General features: G+C 45.4%; 22 protein-coding genes. 10 read left to right on the top strand and 12 right to left on the bottom strand.

The window, feature by feature from the left end; translation table 11 throughout:
• Positions 1 to 4: 4 nt before the first annotated feature.
• From VX730_03625 to VX730_03605, 5 genes are all read right to left on the bottom strand, one after another.
• Positions 5 to 631: a flagellar motor protein MotB gene (locus VX730_03625; GenBank protein MEC9291470.1), complete on the bottom strand. Its 627-nt coding sequence runs from the start codon at positions 629 to 631 to the stop codon at positions 5 to 7.
• Between the two features lie 138 nt (positions 632 to 769).
• The gene (flgN, locus tag VX730_03620; protein MEC9291469.1) at positions 770 to 1228 is read right to left on the bottom strand and encodes a flagellar export chaperone FlgN; all 459 of its coding nucleotides are present in this window, start codon (positions 1226 to 1228) and stop codon (positions 770 to 772) included.
• On the bottom strand, positions 1225 to 1518 hold the full coding sequence (locus VX730_03615; GenBank protein ID MEC9291468.1) for a rod-binding protein: 294 nt from the start codon (positions 1516 to 1518) through the stop codon (positions 1225 to 1227). Before VX730_03615 ends, flgN begins: the two co-directional genes overlap by 4 nt.
• 10 nt (positions 1519 to 1528) lie before the next feature.
• On the bottom strand, positions 1529 to 2689 hold the full coding sequence (locus VX730_03610) for a flagellar basal body P-ring protein FlgI (GenBank protein MEC9291467.1): 1161 nt from the start codon (positions 2687 to 2689) through the stop codon (positions 1529 to 1531).
• Positions 2686 to 2877 carry a hypothetical protein gene (locus tag VX730_03605; protein ID MEC9291466.1) on the bottom strand — a complete coding sequence of 64 codons (192 nt, stop codon included), beginning with the start codon at positions 2875 to 2877 and terminating at the stop codon, positions 2686 to 2688. Before VX730_03605 ends, VX730_03610 begins: the two co-directional genes overlap by 4 nt.
• Positions 2878 to 3048: 171 nt before the next feature.
• Between VX730_03605 and flgB the strand changes: the two genes are divergently transcribed.
• The 3 genes from flgB to fliE are packed head-to-tail and all read left to right on the top strand — an operon-like array spanning position 3049 to position 4166.
• The gene (gene flgB / locus VX730_03600) at positions 3049 to 3423 is read left to right on the top strand and encodes a flagellar basal body rod protein FlgB (GenBank protein MEC9291465.1); all 375 of its coding nucleotides are present in this window, start codon (positions 3049 to 3051) and stop codon (positions 3421 to 3423) included.
• A gap of 16 nt (positions 3424 to 3439) precedes the next feature.
• Complete coding sequence (gene flgC / locus VX730_03595) at positions 3440 to 3847, top strand: flagellar basal body rod protein FlgC (GenBank protein ID MEC9291464.1); 408 nt, start codon at positions 3440 to 3442, stop codon at positions 3845 to 3847.
• 22 nt (positions 3848 to 3869) lie between these two features.
• On the top strand, positions 3870 to 4166 hold the full coding sequence (fliE, locus tag VX730_03590; GenBank protein MEC9291463.1) for a flagellar hook-basal body complex protein FliE: 297 nt from the start codon (positions 3870 to 3872) through the stop codon (positions 4164 to 4166).
• Between the two features lie 1089 nt (positions 4167 to 5255).
• On the opposite strand, the gene VX730_03585 is transcribed toward fliE, so the two are convergent.
• The 3 genes from VX730_03585 to VX730_03575 form a co-directional block, all read right to left on the bottom strand.
• A complete protein-coding gene (locus VX730_03585) occupies positions 5256 to 5597 on the bottom strand; it encodes a DUF1294 domain-containing protein (GenBank protein ID MEC9291462.1) in 342 nt (113 codons plus the stop codon).
• A 140-nt stretch (positions 5598 to 5737) separates the two neighbouring features.
• Positions 5738 to 6610, bottom strand: coding sequence for an LD-carboxypeptidase (locus tag VX730_03580; protein ID MEC9291461.1), 873 nt, complete (start codon positions 6608 to 6610; stop codon positions 5738 to 5740).
• Between the two features lie 83 nt (positions 6611 to 6693).
• Complete coding sequence (locus VX730_03575; GenBank protein MEC9291460.1) at positions 6694 to 9636, bottom strand: proline dehydrogenase family protein; 2943 nt, start codon at positions 9634 to 9636, stop codon at positions 6694 to 6696.
• 361 nt (positions 9637 to 9997) lie between these two features.
• On the opposite strand from VX730_03575, the gene VX730_03570 reads away from it, so the two are divergent.
• Both VX730_03570 and VX730_03565 read left to right on the top strand, forming a co-directional pair.
• On the top strand, positions 9998 to 10609 hold the full coding sequence (locus VX730_03570) for a hypothetical protein (protein ID MEC9291459.1): 612 nt from the start codon (positions 9998 to 10000) through the stop codon (positions 10607 to 10609).
• Positions 10609 to 12396: a hypothetical protein gene (locus VX730_03565; GenBank protein ID MEC9291458.1), complete on the top strand. Its 1788-nt coding sequence runs from the start codon at positions 10609 to 10611 to the stop codon at positions 12394 to 12396. Before VX730_03570 ends, VX730_03565 begins: the two co-directional genes overlap by 1 nt.
• 270 nt (positions 12397 to 12666) lie before the next feature.
• On the opposite strand, the gene uvrB is transcribed toward VX730_03565, so the two are convergent.
• The gene (gene uvrB / locus VX730_03560; GenBank protein ID MEC9291457.1) at positions 12667 to 14667 is read right to left on the bottom strand and encodes an excinuclease ABC subunit UvrB; all 2001 of its coding nucleotides are present in this window, start codon (positions 14665 to 14667) and stop codon (positions 12667 to 12669) included.
• A gap of 76 nt (positions 14668 to 14743) precedes the next feature.
• Here uvrB and VX730_03555 point away from each other — a divergent pair, with 76 nt between their 5' ends.
• The 5 genes from VX730_03555 to VX730_03535 all read left to right on the top strand — a co-directional run bounded on the left by VX730_03555 (position 14744) and on the right by VX730_03535 (position 17448).
• Positions 14744 to 15376, top strand: a complete 633-nt coding sequence (locus VX730_03555; GenBank protein MEC9291456.1) for a hypothetical protein — start codon at positions 14744 to 14746, stop codon at positions 15374 to 15376.
• 198 nt (positions 15377 to 15574) lie between these two features.
• Positions 15575 to 16192, top strand: a complete 618-nt coding sequence (gene rpsD / locus VX730_03550; GenBank protein MEC9291455.1) for a 30S ribosomal protein S4 — start codon at positions 15575 to 15577, stop codon at positions 16190 to 16192.
• Between the two features lie 142 nt (positions 16193 to 16334).
• The gene (locus tag VX730_03545) at positions 16335 to 16727 is read left to right on the top strand and encodes a hypothetical protein (GenBank protein MEC9291454.1); all 393 of its coding nucleotides are present in this window, start codon (positions 16335 to 16337) and stop codon (positions 16725 to 16727) included.
• Between the two features lie 107 nt (positions 16728 to 16834).
• Entirely contained in the window at positions 16835 to 17110 is a 276-nt protein-coding gene (locus VX730_03540) for a hypothetical protein (protein MEC9291453.1), read from the top strand.
• Positions 17111 to 17229: 119 nt separating this feature from the next.
• On the top strand, positions 17230 to 17448 hold the full coding sequence (locus tag VX730_03535; GenBank protein MEC9291452.1) for a hypothetical protein: 219 nt from the start codon (positions 17230 to 17232) through the stop codon (positions 17446 to 17448).
• Between the two features lie 55 nt (positions 17449 to 17503).
• Here VX730_03535 and VX730_03530 read toward each other — a convergent pair whose 3' ends face one another.
• The 3 genes from VX730_03530 to fliQ are packed head-to-tail and all read right to left on the bottom strand — an operon-like array spanning position 17504 to position 19012.
• On the bottom strand, positions 17504 to 17941 hold the full coding sequence (locus VX730_03530) for a flagellar assembly protein FliX (GenBank protein MEC9291451.1): 438 nt from the start codon (positions 17939 to 17941) through the stop codon (positions 17504 to 17506).
• 25 nt (positions 17942 to 17966) lie between these two features.
• The gene (gene fliR, locus VX730_03525) at positions 17967 to 18728 is read right to left on the bottom strand and encodes a flagellar biosynthetic protein FliR (protein MEC9291450.1); all 762 of its coding nucleotides are present in this window, start codon (positions 18726 to 18728) and stop codon (positions 17967 to 17969) included.
• Between the two features lie 5 nt (positions 18729 to 18733).
• Positions 18734 to 19012, bottom strand: a complete 279-nt coding sequence (gene fliQ, locus VX730_03520) for a flagellar biosynthesis protein FliQ (protein MEC9291449.1) — start codon at positions 19010 to 19012, stop codon at positions 18734 to 18736.
• Positions 19013 to 19059: the final 47 nt, after the last annotated feature.

Genomic DNA, 19059 nt, shown 5'->3' with positions numbered 1-19059 from the left:
CTCCCTATAATCCTAGCGCACGTTCAGCTTGTTTCATATCCAATACATGGATGTGGAAGAACAAATTGATAACACTTTGTTTTTTATTTTGTACAGCCTGTGCGCTGAGGTATTTTTTACGGCCGCCTTTTTCAAGAACCGCACGAACAATGAGGCTTGCACGTTTACCAAGGAAGGCTGTTACGTCACCACGCTCGCCACCAAGGTCCTTCTTTGAGCCTTCAACAAGAATATCGGTTACGATTTCTGTACCTGGACGGTCTTTTTTCATCAGAAAAGCGAGGTCACTAAATAGGCGGACTTGACTTGGCTTAATACGCATTTCACCTGGATCAAAAACTTGGTCCATATCAATTTGCAAGCGCATTGTTTCACCAATTTGAACAATTTTGAAATGCTGAACTGCAAGGTAGGATTCAATGAGTGATTCCACTTCACGTGTGACGAAATCAACCATTGGATTACTCAATGTCGGGACTTGGTCACGCATTTTCATGAGGCCATCCATTTGGAAACCAAAGCCGCTCGAAAGACTTTCTTTTACCTTTTCAGCGCGTTCTTCACTGCTTTCAGAAATGGCATTGAGGAGGATAAAAAACGCAAGAACGATGAGGTATAACCCCAGCATCATTACAATTGTGCCTTCTTCGGCGCTTTTTATCTCTTTTCTTGGCACCTGGAATGTGTCCGTTTTTCTTGTTGTTTAACATCTGCATTTTAGCAGGAATTCAGGTGTTTTAATAGCATAATGTACTGGTGAGGGGAAGGGTTAAACTTCTTTCACAACCATGCGATTTCTTGTACCAGTGCTTTGTACGCTACCATCTTTAGAATACATCTTCGCTTCGTTCTTTTGTTGGTGCTGTTGAACGGCGTCACGCAGTACGTTGAGAACGTTTGTTGTAGACTGATGTGCGCCTTGTAGAAGAATTGTGTTGTGGCGCGCTTCACTTTGGTAGCCTTCAAATGCAGATTTAAGATGCTCAATTTGAGGCTTAAGTGTTGGACTGTTTTTGACGTCTTGAGGCTGAGACTTGAGGAGTTTAAGCAAACGCTCAACCTTAGCGGCAAGGCGCTGTTTATTTTTCAAATTCTCTTCAATAACTGTCAGTTGTCCAGTTTTCAGGGCGTCATTTTCCTCTTTTAAGAAACGTTCAAGCGTTTCACATGCAAGGATTGCATCGCCTACTATGTTACTTGCTTCTACTCCAATATTCAAATCAATCATTTAGAGGCCTCCTGAAGTTTAATAAGTTCTGCATAAATGTGGTCAGCAACACCTACCCCACCACTCTCTGCAATTTCTTGTGAAATTTCGTCATTTAGGAACGTGCGGAACTGTTCTTCTGCGTGGCCACCGTGGAACTCATCATTCTTCAGGTCAGGCTGCATCAGGTTCAGCATTTGGTTTACGAATACAGCTTCAAAGTCTTTTGCTGTTTCGCGGGCACGTTGCTCAGTTGTTGGCTTGTAGCTTGTCGCCTTCTGAGCTTGAGTTTGGTACATACTAATATCCATGAGAGACCTCCTACAGCAGCTGAATATCTGCTTGAAGGGCACCGCTTGCCTTAATGGCTTGCAGGATAGAAATGATGTCTCGTGGCTTAACGCCAAGTGTGTTGAGGCCGTTCACCAGCTCTGACAGGCTTCCACCGCTATTGAGAACAGAGAACTTACCGCCGTCTTCATCCACAGCAATGTCTGTTTCTGGTACAAACTGAGAGATACCACCAAAGGCAAAGGCATCCGCTTGAGACATTGTGCCGCCTTCATCAATTTTAACGGTTACGTTTGAGTGAGAGATGGCTACAGGTGAAATTTTCACATCTTTACCCATCACAATTGTGCCTGTCTTCTCGTCAATGACAACGCGGGCAATGCTATCTGGTTGTACGCGCACATTTTCTGTTTTTTGAATAATGCTCGCCATTTCGCTACGCAGGCTTTCTGGAACACTGAGATCTACTGTGCCGTTATCAATTGTGCGGGCGAGGGGCTCACCAAACGCTTTGTTAAGGGCAGCAGTGACACGGACAGCTGTTGTGAAATCTGGGTTTTTAAGGACAAAACGGAGACGTTGAAGGTCTGCAAGCTCATGGCCTGTTTCGCGTTCAACGATTGCGCCTTCACTAATAAATCCTGTTGTTGGGTGGTTTTTTGTAATGCTTCCAGCAGCGCCTTCAGCGGTAAAGCCACCAATAATCACAGGGCCCTGCGCCACTGCGTATGTTTCACCGTCTGCCGCAACCATTGGCGTTGCAATCAGTTGGCCACCTTCCAGTGATCCTGAATCACCAAGAGATGATACGGTAATGTTGAGCCTGCTCCCTTGTCGAGCAAAGGCTGGCAGTTCTGTAGTGATCATCACGGCAGCAACGTTTTTTGTCTTCAATTGGCTTTCAACCTGAGAACTGTTGACGCCTAAACGGTTCAACATGCTCACCAAGCTTTGGCGTGTGAATGGAATAGAGTTAGCACTATCACCCGTGCCGTTTAGACCGACAACAAGACCGTAACCAATTAGCATGTTACTACGTACACCTTCGATATCAGCGATATCTTTCAGGCGAACGTTCGGTTCGCTTTGGCCGTAAACTTCATTCACCATACCTGCCGCAGCTGCTGAAATGGCGATACCAAATAGCAGTTTGAAGATATCAATACGGAAATTAATAAAACTTAAAGTCATGAGTTTTCCCCTCCTTTTGTACTTAGAGATGCAATATTTGCTTTATCTAAGTAGCTGTAACCGGTTGCACCTTCCCTTGTGCTCATAGCAAAGCCAAGAGCAAAAATAACACCTGTCAGCATCACGCCAACAAGGCCAGCTTCAAGGGCGAAATCTTTGGTCATCATTGGTTTCATCCATGTTTTCATCGGTTATGTTTCCTTCTCTTGGGGATATCTATGCATTAGGTGTGCCAATTTTTTGCCATGTGTCTACGCGCGCGCATGCACAGGCGCGCCGTTCTACTTAGGAAATACGTTTTGGCACACCCTATGCATAGTGAATGGCGGAGAGAAGAAAAACAAAGGAGACATTGTCTCATGAAACCAAGCTTAATGAACTCGATGAACAATCGTATGGAGTACTTGATTCGTAGGCAGGGTGTTGTTTCTGAAAACGTGGCAAACGCAGAAACACCAAACTACCTAGCACGTGATCTTGACTTTAAAGCGAGCGTGAATAAAGCGACTTTGCAAATGCAGAATACAAACAGTAAACACATTCCAGGAAGTGGTGACCGTTTTAAAACTGCGATGACAGAAAGCAAAGAGCACATGCGTTACGATGGTAACTCAGTCAAGCTTGATGAAGAGATGTACAAACTCAACGAAATTCAACTACAGCACCGCATGATGACAAACCTGCTGACAAAGCATATGGGTTTCCAGCGTGCAGTCGTGAATAGACAACGTTAAGGGAAGGACGTAGAAAATGGACTTAATGGATAGCATGCAAACTTCACTGGCAGGACTACGTGTCCAGTCAGCACGCATGACAATGCTTTCAGAGAACATTGCAAACGCTGAAAGTGTGCAAACACCAGAGGGCGGCCCTTACCGTCGTCAGATGATGACCTTTAAAGCTGAAGTTAACCGCCAAACAGGTATGGTTGAGCCAAAGATTGCGCGTGAGTACAAAGATACACAAACGCCACTAAAGCCAATTTACGACCCAAGCCATGAACTTGCAGACGAGAACGGGTTTGTTCTTTACCCGAATGTTGATACATTTGTGGAACAGACCGACATGCGAACTGCAACGCGCTCTTACGAAGCAAACCTGACGGCTATTGAATCTGCTAAAGAAATGATGGTAAGATCAATAGAGCTTCTAAGATAATAATAAGAAGGGCGGAGCACTCATGAAAATTGAAAACACAATTGGACAAATCGCAAATGCGATTAGCGCAAAGCCAACAACTGGAACTGAGCAAGCGGGTAAAACGTTTGGCCAAATGGTAAAGAATGCTGTTGGTGAAACAGTTCAGGCACAAAAGACAGCTGAAGCCATGACAGGCGCACTGGCAAATGGTGAAAACGTAGCTGTGCAGGATGTCATTGATGCTGTTAACAAAGCTGATCTGACACTCCAAACGATGCTTTCAGTTCGTGATAGAGCTACGGAAGCGTATCAAGAAATTATTCGTATGCCGATTTAATAACAGGTGGTACATAAAGAATGCTCTCTTCCTTTGGAAGGGGGCATTTTTTCTATGTGGAATTTAAAAAATATAAAAATTGCATACAGTCTCTTGACATGTCTTCTAAAGTGTTCCATAGTTATGGTTATCGAAATAACCACGTATTCTTTTTCATTCATTTCAACTCTGTTTAGAATTGGCGATGACCAAACCGGCGTGAATGGCGCCCTGTGTTATGGCCGATGTTGTGCGGAAATCACTTGAAAGCCCCTGTATCTTGGGGGCACTTGTGGGGGAAGCTATATGTTTCCCTTGGCGAGGTGCGGCCCGTTTTTTGGGTTTTAGCGCATACTCTGCTGTTTTCGCAAATGGGAGCTGCACATGTAGCCCCAATTCCAGACCGGCAATCTGTCGGTTCTGTGCCTCTGGCTTTAAACTGTTACCAAAAAACGCCTCTTAGGGCGGGAACCCTTTGGGTTGTTTTTTGTAGTGTGCGCCACTTGTGTTGTTGTGCCCGACTTTCGAATTTTATTCGGAAGGAGCGGGAATCCTCACGACAGGGCAAGTAAAGAGCAAAAGGCCTCTGCAGGGTCTTTTGTTTGGTGAGTGGTGTAGCGCCCACACAGTTTAAAGTCAATTTAGGTGGGAGGGATGTGCGCTGGCCGAATGGGCTCGCGGTGATCCTTCCCGCCGACCAACTTAACCCCTCTGATGGTACCGCGCCAAAGCGGAAAAATACCATCAGAGCCGAATCGAATCCACTCAAGTTCTAGCTGACTGTGAGCTTTGCCTCCTTTCCTAGCAGTCGTAAAAGCTACTTCGTAACTTGAGTGATGAGAGCCCTCATGAAGATACCCTCTTTGTGAGAGAGTTCGGATCCCCCCTATGCAGTCAGGCTAAGCTGCACAGGGGGGATTTTTTTATGGGAGGGTTAGCTCTGTATTCGTTTATTAGAGTGCGAAGTGAAACTGAGCCAAAAGCTTCAGGGCTTTTGAGCGTAAAGGCACAAACTAAGATAGGCTACAATGTAGCCGTGCCTTTGCAAGGTATAAACAAAACGATTATTGGTAGGGAGGATGCTGGTGTGCAGGGCTCAATATTGACCTGCTATAAAGAATATAAATAGTATCCAACTAAACCTACCTGCAAAATAAACAGTCCCCACATTGGGATAATGAACTCTTTCTTCACTGTCTTGTGGCGGAAAACTTTACGACCAAGAAGCAGAGCAGGGAAGGCACTCAGGAAACCGAGTGTGAGGTATGTGCGCTCAGGTACGCGTCCCCAACCTTTCTTAGCTGCTTTTTTATCGTAGCCAAAACTCAGGAAGCAAATGATGTTCATTGCCAGAATTACTGAGAAAATAAGTGGGATCCTTGTCATCAGGGCAATTGTGACCAGCACAACAGCAATGATATGCTTAACTAAAGATGTGTCTTTTTTATTCATTAAATTCATCATAGAGCATTTATTGGTGCGAAAAAAGATATTTTGCACCTCTTATGTACGGGCATGTACACGGCGAGCCTTAAAACACCTTTTTTCATCACCAATCCTGAAACGTTAAATATCTCTATGATGAATTTAAGTTAAAAAGAAAAAGACAGGCCATTTTTCTGCAAGAGGGTGTGTGCATGTCCGATGGGGAGGGGTTGCAATCTTGTCCCATGTCCAAAAGGCGCATTGGTATAGACTGCGCAAGGGACGTCCTGCATATGTTCAACGATAATACTGCGGAGGTCTGCGGCAAACGGGCGGCCTGTGTGTTCGTCATCTGTGACCTCTGTAAACTCACCAAACACAACAGCGTTCACCTTATTAAACACACTTTGGTTTTTCAGGTGCAGGAGCATGCGATCTAAGTTCCGGATCGCTTCGCCGTCATCTTCGAGTAGAAGAACAGCACCTTCAAGTTTAGGCTGATAGTCTGTGTTCATCAGGTTGTTGAATAGGCAGAAATTACCGCCAATGATGTGGCTTGCTTCAGTTGTTTGACCTTCTTTAAGGAGCTCTGCAGGCAGATGCATGTCGAGCGTGCCTGTATGAAGGAAGGTCTTGAGAGTCTCTAAGTCTTGCTCATTGCATCCATCTGCTAGGCTTGCAACGGGTGGGCCGTAGATGTTTGTAACATCCGCTTTGTGGAAAGTGGCGTTGAGCAGTGCTGTGGTATCGCTAAAGCCAATAAGTGGTTTATTAACTTTACTGTAATCGAGCATACCCATTAGGTGTAGGGCGCGGTGCCCACCTGCTGCAGCCATGATGATATCGACATCAGGATCATTATAAAGATCCATAAGGGCTGCTGCGCGAACCTCATGTGTACCTGCGCACTGGAAATGGCGTTCATGGGCCTGCGGGTGGATTTTAACGTCCACCCCGAGGCTTTTTAGAATATGGGTGCCACGCTCTAAGCGTTCTGGCTGAATCCAATTTGAAGGGGCGCAAATACCAACCGTTTTCATTTTCTTACTTTCTTACAAAAAGGACATATATGAGTTCGTGGCCAGTAAATATCTGCAACCACAACCACTGCATTTGCCGGTGATTACACGTCCTCTTTCGGAGCGTAACCACGGCGCATTGTGTTTTCTGTCACCACGCGTGCTTCAAGGAAGTTCAGCAGGTAGTCTGGGCCACCAGCTTTTGTACCTGTCCCAGAAAGGCCACCGCCACCAAATGGTTGGCGACCCACAAGAGCACCTGTTGTGCCGCGGTTGATGTATAGGTTACCAACGCGGAAGTTGTCACGTACGTACTCAATTGTTTTCGGGTTACGGCTAAATAGGCCACCAGTAAGCTTGTATGGGTTATCCATCGCCATTTCTACAGCTTCTTCAATTGTTTCTGCTTTGTAGATGGCAAGCACAGGGCCAAAGACTTCTTCCGTTGTGAGTCTGCTATCCAGCGGAAGGTCTGTAAACACTGTTGGTGGTACAAAGTGACCACCTTTTGGTACTGTTGCTTGTGCAAGGCGTTTACCATCTTTATCGCCAATGGCAATGTAGTCCATGCACTTGCCAAACGCTTCTTCATCAATTACAGCGTTGACATCAAAGATCGGATCGTTTGACTCGCCCACACGAAGGCTGTTGACCATGTCTCTTGTGCGCTGAACAAAGGTGTCATAAGCACTACCCACAACAATGACACGTGAACATGCAGAACATTTTTGGCCTTGGAAACCAAAGGCACTATCGACAACGCCCGGTACGGCTTCATCAAGGTCTGCGTCACTATCAATAATGACTGCGTTTTTACCACCCATTTCAATGATGCATTTCTTCGTGTGGTTTTGGCCTTCAGGCGTATCGCCAGCAGCACGGAGAATGTGCAGGCCAACATCACGTGAACCTGTAAAGGCAACATTGGCTACATCTTTATGTTCTACAAGGTGCGCACCGACTTCTTCACCTTTACCAGGAATAAAGTGCAGTACGTTCTTTGGTACGCCAGCAGCATGGAGAATCTCAATGAGTGCCTTACCGTTGGCACTTGTTTGCTCTGCACTCTTGTAAATAACCGGGTTACCAGCGGCAAGGGCTGCTGTTGTCATTCCTGCGCTAATTGCAAACGGGAAGTTCCATGGGGCAATAACCGCTGTAATGCCACGTGGTTCGTAAACTGTGTTGTTGGCTTCACCCCAAACGCTGTTTGGTTGGAACTTGCTGTTCAGTGTTTCCATTTCATCTGCGTAGTAGCGCATAAAGTCGATACCTTCAGCAATATCGGCATCCGCATGTGCCCAATCTTTACCAGATTCAAACACTTGCAGGGCAAAAAGCTCGTCCCAACGCTCAGCGCACATGTCTGCAGCTTTGCGTAGGATTTCACCACGGCCTTTCGCGCCAAGGTCACGCCATTCTTTCATAGCGCCTTTAGAGAGAGAAACTGCTGCATCTACATCTTTCGTTGAGGCGCAGTGTACATCCGTTGTTGTTGTGTGAGATTGCCACGGGCAGATGTGACGCAGCACATCACCACCTGAAAGGGCCTTACCGCCAATAACAGGTTGAACCTTAATTGGGTGTTGCTTTGCGCCTTTTTCAAGAGCGGCTACTGCTTGCACACGATGGTCTTCTCTTGAGAAATCTTTAAGGGCGTGGTTAATAAAGCGGTTGGTGTCAACTTCACCAGTAAGTGTTGTTGTCGCTGCAAGCTCAGGCTTTTTCATAAGCTCTTTAAGAGGCGTTGCATCATGGCCGTGCATACGTAGGAACGACTGGTTGGCTGTGTTCTCAAGCAGGCGGCGCACAAGGTAGCTCATCCCTGGAATAAATTCACCCACTGGGCAGTACACACGTGTGCGGTAACCCATGTTACGCATGGCGTTACGGAAAGGCTCAGCCATACCGTATAGACACTGGAACTCTAAGTCTTCGCTCTTCAGGCCTTTTTGTTCAGCAGCAGCAATGGCAACGCTGAGTGAGCGTGCGTTGTGGCTCCCAATGCAAGGGCGCAGGTGAGGGAAGGCGTTAATGAGTTTAACAGTGAGTTTCTCAAAGTTTGCGTCTGTTTCTTCCTTCTGGTCAAACACTGGGCATGGCCAGTCCATTTGTTCAGCGTAGGCTTGTTCAAAGTCCCAATAAGCCCCTTTAACAAGGCGAATGCTAAATGGTGTTTTACGACGCTTGGCAAGGTCAATCAATTTATCAAGGAAGTCTTCACTTTCACGCAGGTATGCTTGGCACACAATACCCACATGCATGTAGTCACGTAGGTCTTCTGCCATGAGTACATTTTCAAAGACTTCAAATGTAATTGGTAGAAGGCTGAACTGCTCTACATCAATATGGAGGTAAACGTTCTTTTCTTGAGCGTGGCGTAGAAGTTTACCAAAGCGTTCAGTTAGAACCTCTACACTGTGCGCATGTGCGCGTGGAGACACGTGTTCATAAAGTGCGCTGAGCTTAACGGAGAGGTTTGCACGTGCAATTGGGCCAAGGCTGTCATGCTCTGGAAAATCAGGCGCGTCCCATTGGCTTGTATGTTTTGCAAAGGCGTCAATCGCATCATGGTAAGCCCTAGTAAATTCTTCAGCTTCTGCCTTAGAAATCACGGCTTCACCAAGGATGTCAATGCTACCAGCTAGGTTGCGCTTGTGGAGGTCTTCGAGTGTTTTAAGGCCATCATCAATGGTCTCGCCTGCGATGAATGATTTTGCCATGCCTTTAATGTTTTTACGGCCAATTGGGGCAATAATTTTACCAAGTAGGCCTTTCGCTGGAACGCCATCACCAATAAAGCCTTTTAGGCCGCCTACATCACTAAAGTAGGCACTGAGGTGTTCCATAAATTCTTTGTCGTTACGGAGAGTTGGGGCAACATCAGTAAAGCGGAGTGCTGCCACACGGAAAGGTTCGTTGTCCATCATGCGATTGAGAAGTGACTGTGTCCAACCTCCAAAAGAAAAGCCTTTTTTATCTTCTGAGGCGTTTTGAAGTAGATTAGAACCAAGATCATAAATTTTATCTTCAGATGGCATGCGCATGTCGAATTCCTTATTCTATTATTCTTCGTATTTACGCGCCTAAATCCGTTTTTTATCGCTCATGTACTTAATCTGTACATAGCACTCTTCAAAACAGGCTTTATGCATCGTAAAACGTAAACTTACTCGAATGAACTTTCAGTATGGCCAGCATTCCACATTTTTTTAGGCCTGTTGTCAATCAAACTCGGTTTTGCCTCTCGTGAAAAATGTGATGCAAATCGGTCGCACTGTGTGGCTTTAAAGTCTTGGAGTACCTTGCTCTTTACCTGACAATTCCGCTAGACTTTGGAATATATATACATGTAGCGCAGGGGCGTTACGCCACAAGTTTTAAGATTTGAGAAGGGCAACCTCACACATGAAGAACCTCAAAGGTCACATTATCGCTATGGCACTCGGATGCCTGCTTCTACCGACTCTGACACCTTCTGAAGCCTCAGCACGTGTGCTAAGCGACGAAGAAGTAAGAGAAAATTTTGAGGCCTCTCGAAAGCGCCTCATGTCTATGGATTCTGGTACAAAGCCAACTGAAAAGAAGGCACCGAAAACAGAAACGCAAGTTGCAAAGTTTTCACCAAAAACATCTAAGCTTGATAAGCCATCTGAAGATGTAGATGTGATGCTTGTGCCTGAAACGGCGAAGGCATTCCACGAACGTGAACTGACATCTTACAAAGACCTAGGTGATATCCGTGTAGCGGTGAACATTGAAAACGCAACACTTGAGCAAATTATGGAAGACATTGTTTCGCAAGCTGAGCAAAAAACTGGCCCTTGGGATATTGCTTGGAGACTAAAGAATGAAAACCGTTATCTCCTTGATGATAAAGTGAATATTACTGCTGAGAGTAACTTTGATGAGTTCGTTGGTTACATGGTTGATCGTGTAAATAACATGTCGGGCGTGCAATTATTTGTAAAAGTGTTTAATATGTCTCGAGTAATTGTAATTTCGGATACATACTATTGATGAAAAAATATAAAAATACACTTCAAATAGGCCTTCTCGCATGTGCATCGCTGGTTCTTTCTGCGTGCACATCGTCGTATTATAAGGACCAGATTCTTCCACCAACTGATCAGGAAGTTGCTGACTCACGTCAGATTAAACCTCGTGGCGCCATTCGTGATGGTGTGTTCCACATGCAGCGTGCAGATGACGCGCCAACAGTGCGTCTTGCTGATAACATTCAGCTAAAGCGTCCGAACCTTCCTCCGTTTGATGTGGTTTACACAAACCGTAATGTAGAGTCTGTGGTTCTTGAGCTTGCAAACGTTGCAGGTGAATCTGTGGTTCTACCAGAAGGTTTAAGAAACCGTAACGTAACAGTGATTCACTCAGGTGCAGACTTCCAAGAAATGATGGATATTGTACTGAGTAAAGTGGGTTACCACTACAACTATGTTAACGGTGTATGGTACGTAACACGTTACCCAATCCGTAACTACATCCTTGAAGTTTCTCAGAGTAACCGTAAAGGTTCTTTGATTTCGCCAACAGAACAGCTTGCAGCTGAAGCTGAAGATGCAGAAGCAAACAGCGATGCAACAGATATTACAACTGACTACGAAGATGACGTGTGGACGCAAGTTGAAGACACGCTTGAAGATCTTGTTCTTGTAGGCCAGCTTGCAACAGCACAAGGCCGTTCAGGTGGCAGCTCATCTGTAAGCCAGAACGATTTTACACAAGCAGAAAACACATCAGATGCAGCAGCTGCTCTATCTGAGCTTCTGCCACCGCCAAGCCTAACAGGTGCAAGTAGCGCGCAAGCTGATATTTTTGCGAGCCTCACGCAATCTGGTGAAATTCGTCCAGATAGCCTTCCAAATGTTGAAGGAAATGAACACCTTCAGCCAGAAGAAGATGCTGAGCCTTGGTACCGTGTGACAAAGAGTGCAGGTATTATTACAGTACGTGCTGCACCTGAAGCGCACCGCTTGATTGAAGAGTACCTTGGCCAAATCCAAGAAACGTCTAACCGTCAGATTTACGTTGAAGCCCGTATTGTTGCAATTGTAAAAGACCGCACAACAGATACAGGAAGTAATTTTACAAGTGAGCGTCTACTGGGTGATGATTTCTTTGGTACAATTGGTTTTGGTTCAAGAACGCCTCTCACAACAGGTAATGCTGTTGGTGGAACGTTACGTGTTCTTCAGCAAAAAACAGGGTCAGATGCTGACTTAGATGCCGTTTTACAGGCACTTAGCACAGTTTCTGATGTTTATACAATTTCTAGCCCATCTGTATTGGCGCGTAACAACCAGCTTTCCCGTGTGAGTATTACACGTCAGCTTGGTTACGCTGAAACAGAGGTTGACCAAAGTACGACATCAACTGGTGACGTTGTGATTGGTTCTCGTACGGATACGGCTAAGTTTAAGAATGCTGGTACGGTAATGACAGTATTCCCATTTATTGGTAAGAACAAAGTTCAACTCCGCTTCCGTCTATCTGTTGCATCACAAAGTGGTTCAACAGAGATTCAAACGGTTGTTGGTGTAGGTGCTGACGCTGAAACGGTAACAAACGAAGTACCGAACATCGCAAACAACATTATTGACCAAGATATGGTTGTTGACTACGGGCGTATCTACGCAATTGGTGGCCTTATGGAAAGCAGCACAGGCATCAATAAAGAGTACATGCCAATGCTGAACCTTGTACCAGGCCTAAGCGATATTATCCAACGTGCAACAAACAACAAGCAAAACACAGAGTTTGTGGTTCTGCTGAGAGTTGGACGTAGCTAAAATCTTATATAAAAAAAGCCCCGCAAGAGCGGGGCTTTTTTATTTCTCATAGATATAATGTGAGGATCAAAAATGCTGGCCTATGAGAGTGCGTAACCGAACAGGCGAGCCAAAACGTTCAGGTGTTTTGAGCGGTTTAAAGCAGTTAAAAACATATCGGAGAGATGTTTTTGCAAAGAGTAGTTTTGAAGCAAGAGAGTGTTTGCGAAGAATTGTATTTAGAAAATTTTATATTTGATAAATACAAAGCAGGAAGCAAACAGAACACCTCTAACTCAGCTTCATATGTAGCTCTTCAAGTTCATGAATACGGTCACGGATTTCAGCAGCTTTCTCAAACTCAAGGTCATCAGCAGCTTTAATCATTTCCTTCTTCAGGGTTTCAATATCCTTTTGGATATCTTTCATGCCTAGCTTATCCGCACGTTGTTGCAGAACTTTAATCTGTTTCTCTTCCTTAGATTTACCAAGGGCGTCTTGCAGGCCTGAGCGGACTTCTTTAAGAATTGTCTTTGGTGTAATGCCATGCTTAGTGTTGTAAGCCATTTGCTTTTCACGACGGCGTTCAGTTTCGTCTATGGCGGCTTTCATGCTGTCTGTCATGTGGTCGGCATAAAGGATAGCGATCCCTTCTGCGTTACGCGCTGCACGTCCGATGGTTTGGATAAGTGAGGTGGTTGAGCGGAGGAAGCCTTCTTTATCAGCGTCCAGAATCGCCACCAGACCCACTTCAGGTAAATCGAGGCCTTCACGGAGTAAGTTGATCCCAATAAGCACATCAAATGCTCCTAGACGCAGGTCACGCAGGATTTCAGCGCGCTCAAGGGTATCGATGTCGCTATGGAGATAACGAACCTTTACACCATTCTCATGTAGGTACTCGGTCAGTTGCTCTGCCATCTTTTTGGTGAGAGTGGTGACCAGAGTTCTAAAGCCCTTTTCTGTGGTTTTAATAATCTGGGCCATGAGGTCATCCACTTGGCCTTCTACAGGGCGAATTTCTACCACAGGGTCAACAAGCCCTGTTGGGCGTACCACAAGTTCAGTAATGTGATCGCCGGCACGCTCAACTTCATGAGGTTGCGGGGTGGCACTGACATAAACCGTTTGTGGGCGACGGCTGTCCCACTCTTCAAAGGTAAGGGGGCGGTTATCTCTGGCTGATGGCATGCGGAATCCATAATCTACCAAGTTTTGTTTACGTGCGGCGTCACCACGGCTCATGCCGCCAACTTGAGAGACGGTGACGTGAGATTCATCCACAAACAGAAGGCTATCTTCTGGCATGTAGTCAAAGAGGGTTGGTGGCGGAGCGCCAGCAGGGCGACCTGTGAGGTGGCGAGAGTAGTTCTCAATGCCGTTACAGTAACCAGAAGCTTGCATCATTTCTAGATCAAACGTGACGCGTTCTTCTAAGCGTTGCTTTTCAACAAGCTTACCTTGCTTTTCTAAAAACTCCGTATGCTCAATCATTTCCTTTTTGATGGTTTCCATCGCTTTAAGAATTGTTGGGCGTGGCACCACATAGTGGCTGTTTGGATAAACCGTCACGCTTTCAAGCTTGTCTAGCTTTTCACCCGTCAGTGGATCAAATAGTTTGATGTCTTCCAGTTCATCATCAAAGAAGCTCAGGCGCCATGCGGCATCTTCCATGTGGGCTGGGTAAATATCAAGCGTATCGCCTTTCACGCGGAAGGTGCCGCGGAAGAAGGCGTTATCATTACGAGAGTACTGAAGCTCAACCAGTTTGCGTAGCAGCATGTCACGTTCAATGGTGTCACCCACATGGAGCGGAATTTTCATATCGGCATAGCTTTCCGGGTCACCAATACCGTAAATGCAAGAAACAGAGGCGATGATGATCACATCGCGACGCTCAAACAGGGCACGGGTTGCAGCGTGGCGCAGGCGGTCGATCTGCTCATTAATAGAGGCTGTCTTTTCAATGTAAAGGTCTCTACGGGCGACGTAGGCTTCTGGCTGGTAGTAATCATAGTAAGAGACAAAGTATTCTACAGCATTATCTGGGAAGAAGGCCTTGAACTCTTCATATAGCTGTGCAGCGAGCGTTTTGTTGTGGGCCATAATTAGAGCAGGTTTGCCTGTTTCAGCAATAATATTTGCCATGGTAAACGTTTTACCAGAGCCCGTTACCCCAAGGACAACGCTTTCTTGCGCGCCTTCTTCTACCCATGTACATACGTCTTTAATGGCCTGCGGTTGGTCACCACTGGGCTTATAATTTGATACGAGCTTAAATTCATTTTTCATATGTCTAATGTAGTGCGTTTTGCCCCCTTGTACAATGGCGCTTGTGCGCCCATATATAAAACAGTGGGAGGACACTATGACAAAACAAGAGATGCAAGACCGTTTGGATGCCTTATGCGATAAAAATCGTGACCTTGGCCGTGCAGCAAATAACCTTCTTAATAGTGACATGCCAGAGGCACAGTCTTTAGGAAAGCACCTTGTTAATTATCAGGAACGCGTAGATAATTATAAGCAGTCTCTTCATGCTTTTCGAGCAGATAAGTCAGAGTTTCCGAGTTCTCCTGTAGATCAATTGCCAAGCTATAGTAAGCATTGTTCTAATAAAAGCCACTTAATTGAAAATGTCGGCACGATGGCGGATTGGATGGATTACGCCGATCTAGATGTTCCTGAAGAGATGTTGGAATCACGCGCAGTACAGCAACGTATGGAAAGTGCGCGTGGCCAAACTTCTATGGGTACAGACTTTAATAGAGAGCGTTTTGCAACCAGCCATGAAAGAGATTTAAAGGCCATTAATGATAATTGGCAAGAGCTCATGGTAGATGCTCCAGAGCTTGATGAACTTAAAAATATGCGTGAAGCCAGTTGGGATTTAGATGCTTCTGAAAAGATGTCTAAGCTTGAGCGCGATCTAGGGTTAATTCACCCTGATGATACGATTGACTTTGATGAACTAGATTTCGGCGGCGACTCTCGCGGCTAAAAACGTATAAAAACATACAAAAAACCTTGACTCCTCCTTGTAATTTCAAGTAAAAGCACTTAGTTAAGTGGTGCAGTCCCGGCTTATGGGGGCACAGAAATAGCGTGAAAGACCAATGTTTCTGCGACCTTGCGATAAGTGGGCATGTGAAATTGATTGCACTGAAATTATAATGAAAGACATGAAAGGACTGGTATTATGCCAAGTACTCGTCAGACACCTAAGCACAAGATCTCTCGTCGCCTAGGTGAAAACCTATGGGGCACAGACAAATGCCCAACTAACACAAACCAAGCTGGCCCAGGTCAACATGGTGCTCGTCGTAAGAAGCTAACTGACTACGGTATTCAGCTTCGTGAAAAGCAAAAGCTTAAAGGTTACTACGGTAACATCGGTGAGAAACAATTCCGTAACATCTTCGCAGAAGCAACACGTCGTCGTGGTGATACTTCTGAAAACCTTATTGGTCTTCTAGAAAGCCGCCTGGACGCAGTTGTTTACCGCATGAACTTCGTACCAACTGTATTCGCTTCACGCCAATTCATTAACCACAAGCACGTTCTTGTAAACGGTAAAGTGGTAAACATCCCTTCTTACCGTTGTAAAGTTGGTGACGTTATTGAAGTACGTGAAAAAAGCCGCAACATTCCTGTTGTTCAGGAATCTGTTGAGCGCATGATTCGCGAAGTTCCAGACTACATGAACATGGATCCTAAGAACATGAAGGGTACTTACGTACGCGTTCCTGGTCTTGAGGAAGTTCCATACCCAGTTCAAATGAACCCGAACCTAGTCGTGGAATTCTACTCTCGTTAATGAGAGACCTGAATTGAGAGGGCCGCCCAAGTGGGCGGCTTTCTTTTTGCCATAAAGCATTGCGATTTATATGTGGTTGGTATATACAGTCTCTCCTACATAAATCACCCGTTCCTTTTTACTCTTGTCTGAGGAGACATCTATGTCTAAAGAATTCTCGATTCCGAAAATCAGTGATGAAGAATTGCGCAGCCGTGCGGCACGCATTAAAGCACTGGTGAGGAAAGAGGGGAAACTCTATACCATTGAACAACCGAAAAACCTGCGCCAGACGGCTTTCCTGTGGGATCCTGTCTTTGAAGAGCGTTCTGGGGTTGTGATGGAGCTTGGCCGCGTGAAAACGCTGCACTCTTACGGTGCGCCAAGCCTGTTTAAGCCTTCTATTGCTGAAGTGCTCGCGCAAATTCCACCGGAACTGGCCGCAAAGGTGAAAGCTTTTGAAGTTTTGGGGCCCGGCACTGCTGATGATTTGAATGACCATTGGGATGAGCTCAATGCTGGATTCCATGTGGCTGAAACGATTTTGTACCAGTAATGGTGCAGGAAAAGGCTGCCTACGGGCAGCCTTTTCTTTATAATATGTCTTGCATTTTTAACGTGTTAAGGCATACTCGGCCGCAAGGAAATAAAGGATAGATACTTATGAAAAAGATTTTGATTTTGGCTGTCATTGTAGCTGCTGTTGTTGCTTACATGATCATGGAGAAGAAAGAAGAAGTTGTTGTCGTCACTCCTGAGCTTGCGGCGCCTGTTGTTGAAGATACATCTGGTGATACATCTGTGACTGTTGATGCTGTAGAAGATACAGCTTCTATGGATGAAGATATGGGTGATGCACCAAGTATGGTTGATACAAGCACGCTAGAAGCTTCTCTTACAGAGTTTGTAGACGCTGTTTCAGAAACGCTTCAGCCATAATAAAGCTAGGTTTTAAAGGGCTCTCAGTCTGCTGAGAGCCTTTTTATATGCTTAAAACTTGCAATTTTGAATTTGCACGCCATAATCTGTTTCGGATTTAAGTAAGGGATACATAAACCATGAGCGTTTATAAGAAGTACATTATGCCAGTTGTGGTGTCTGTGACATTGATTGGCGGTTATAACTGGATGACAAAACCAGAAACAATGAATGACCACCTTATTGTGGTGTCTGATGCTGAGCTTAATGCAATTGAACCTGCAATGGGCCCTGCAGAAGAGATCGCTGTTTCTGTAACAGAAGTGATCGAGGCGATTTCAATCACTGAGGCTTATTAAAAGATTCTCAAATAAAAAGCTCCCAACTCGGGAGCTTTTTTATGTTCTATAAAATTTATTTTTCGTTGGCAGTTTCCATCTTTGCCACTTCAACGCTGGCACGCATATCAATTTCATCAAGGATCTCAATAAGCTTTGGTGAGAGTTCTGCACGGTCAATAGCTTCTGTGTCTAGAGCGTGACGGAGCTTTTCAATGGCATCTGTTGGGTTACCAGAAAGAATATCCTTCTCAAGGTCTTCTAAGCGGTCTAGCATGTATTTCCCTCGGCCACGAGCATCTTGAGGGATGTTGTATGGATCAACAGGACCAGAACCTTCGCTAGATGCGCTTTCGATAGCTTCAACGCCTTCTGCACCAGAGACAGCATCAGCTTCGCGGATAGAATCCACCATTTGGCCAAATTTTACGCCACTGGCTTTGCCCGCGCCGCTCGATTTTTTCTTCTTAGAAACGGAGCCAACCGTCTTATTGCCGTCAATTTTAATGTTCATACGTCTGTTATAGCTTTTTTTATACTTAAGCGCCAAATAAAATGGCGTTTTTCTCTAATTCTTGTCCTATTAAGGTTATCACGCCTGCAAGGGATATGCCAAGGATGATAAGTCCTACCCCAATAGAAATGGGTAGGGAGATGAAAAAGACATGAAGCTGAGGAATCATGCGGTTAAAGATACCAAATACACAGTATCCTAAAAATCCAATCACCATGACAGGAGCTGCCAGTTGCACTCCGATCTTCATCATGTTGTTAATTGCTGCTGTAATGGCTGCAAGGCTATCTGAAAGCTCAAGCCCTTGAGTTACGGGGATAACGCTAAAACTTTGAGCCAATCCTGCTATCAAGATGTGGTGTATCTCAAAGGCAAAGAGGAGGACACCTGCCACAAGGGAGAGGAAGACACCAATGGCTGATGAGTTAGCACCTGTAATGGGGTCAAACATGCTGGCAGCCTGAAAACCTGTCATGAAACCCATAAGCTCACCCGCAAGGGAAACGGCGGCCATCACAAAGCGTGCCGCAAGGGCCATGAGGATACCAACTCCCATTTCTTTAAGGACGTGCATGGCAAGAATCCCGCTTTTTTCTGGGGGAAGGGGCATGCCTTCTGCCACAATTGGGTAAATGGTAACGGCAAGGACAAGAGCAAGCATGAGCCTTGTGCGTAAGTTAATAGATTGGTCACTGAGTGTTGGGTACACCATAATGCAAGCCGCAACACGGACAAAGCAGAGGAAGAACCCGTAGGCGAGGAACGTGCTGTAATCAACAAAGTCCATAGCGCTTAAGAGATGCTAGAGCCGCTGCCTGCAATCATAGAGAAAATCTCATTTGCGAAGCTGTTCAGCTGGTCTGCCATAAAGGGCAGCGTTAGAAGAATCGCGAGGAAAACCAGAAGGATTTTTGGTACAAATGTGAGGGTTACTTCCTGAATAGAAGTAAGGGCTTGAAACAACGCAATAACTAAGCCCACAACGAGGGCTACAATCATGCTAGGCCCTGACACATACATCAAGGTTGAAAGTGAAAGTCTAGCAACATCAAGGACTTGTTCTGGCTCCATGCTGCTATACTAACATAGAAGCCATTGAGGCGTTAGTTTTATGTAAA

This window comes from Pseudomonadota bacterium (genome assembly GCA_036141575.1).
Lineage (GTDB): Bacteria > Pseudomonadota > Alphaproteobacteria > UBA2136 > JAPKEQ01 > JAPKEQ01.
Note: the sequence above shows the minus strand (reverse complement) of the source record. Positions and strands in the feature narration are given on the sequence as shown.